Annotated in this window: 1 pseudogene; it reads left to right on the top strand. The window is 46.1% G+C overall.

Features of this window, described 5'->3' with window-relative positions:
- Positions 1 to 549 (top strand): annotated as a pseudogene (locus tag WKI42_RS10650) (hypothetical protein); the annotation flags it as partial.

Below are 549 nucleotides of genomic sequence, written 5' to 3' on the forward strand. Positions count from 1 at the left end.
AGACATCGTTAAGAAACCAACAGACACCTTGAGTGGCGAAGACCTTCATACGAATACGGGAGTTATCGGAATCACCGTAGGAAATGAAGAGAAAGACTATGCGTCATCGAACATTCAATCAGTGACTTCAAACGGAGCATTACCAGCCTTAACAGCAGGAAGCACCCAAGAGATTCCAGTCACGATTACTTACGGTGATGGTTCTCAAGAAACTACAAAAGTAACCTTGAAAGTAACGAAAGCTGCGCCAACCGCACCAACGGTAGGACAATGGCAAAACGGTAACTTGAAAGTGACACCAGCCGCAGACAACGGAGGAGATAAGATTGAGATTCCGTTGAAAGACAGTGGAACAGTTGTTGTCAAGAAAGGGGACAATGGCACCTGGACTGTAGAGGGTAACCATCCAGATGTTAAGGTTACAGGCGATTCGATTGAAGTTCCAGCGGACAAAGTAGGCGATAGCGTCACCGTAACAGCAAAAGTTGGAGAAGGCAAGCTAGAAAATAGCACAAACAGTGCAGCCTACAGCAAACAAGCGCATACTGT

It is taken from the genome of Streptococcus pseudopneumoniae, from assembly GCF_038148935.1.
In the GTDB taxonomy this organism is placed as follows: Bacteria; Bacillota; Bacilli; order Lactobacillales; family Streptococcaceae; genus Streptococcus; species Streptococcus pseudopneumoniae_U.